Consider the following 511-nt stretch of genomic DNA (forward strand, 5'->3'; position numbering starts at 1 on the left):
TAGCTTATTCAAGCATATAGCTTATATCTTCATTAAAATCCCCCACATAATGCCTCATAAAGCCTTGCAAGATTCTTTTTGCTTCTTCTTTTTTGCCAAGGGCAAATTTGGATTTTGCATAAATTAGCCAAGTGCTTGTCTCTTTTTTATCTAGCTCATTTGCCTTGTGGCTGTAAAAAAGGGCGTTTTCATAGTCCTTATTTTCAAAGTGTAGCCTAGCTAGTAGCAGGGCTGTTTTAAGGGAGGCATTTTGTTTAAACTCTCTTTCAAGCTTCTTTGTGCTTAAATCATATGCAAGTATGCTAAATTTTTCCTTTGAGTTTAGCTGCTCTTGCAATGCTTCTTGTTCTTTTAGCTCCTTTTGCCTAAGAAGCTCAGCCTTTTTAGCATTTATGTAAGCAAGTTCTAGCCTTTTTTCTAGCCTTCTTTTTTCCTCATAGGCTAGTTTAAGCCTTGCTTGCTTATCCTCATAAAGCTTAAAAAGATAAAAACAAGGGCTTAAAAGCATTAA

General features: G+C 35.6%; 1 protein-coding gene. It reads right to left on the reverse strand.

The window, feature by feature from the left end; all coding sequences use genetic code 11:
• Window positions 1-4 precede the first annotated feature (4 nt).
• On the reverse strand, window positions 5-511 hold a 507-nt coding region (locus tag DMC01_RS12780; protein ID WP_142694545.1), incomplete at its 5' end, for a CDC27 family protein.

Origin of the sequence: Campylobacter troglodytis (genome assembly GCF_006864425.1) — a bacterium.
Classification (GTDB): domain Bacteria; phylum Campylobacterota; class Campylobacteria; order Campylobacterales; family Campylobacteraceae; genus Campylobacter_D; species Campylobacter_D troglodytis.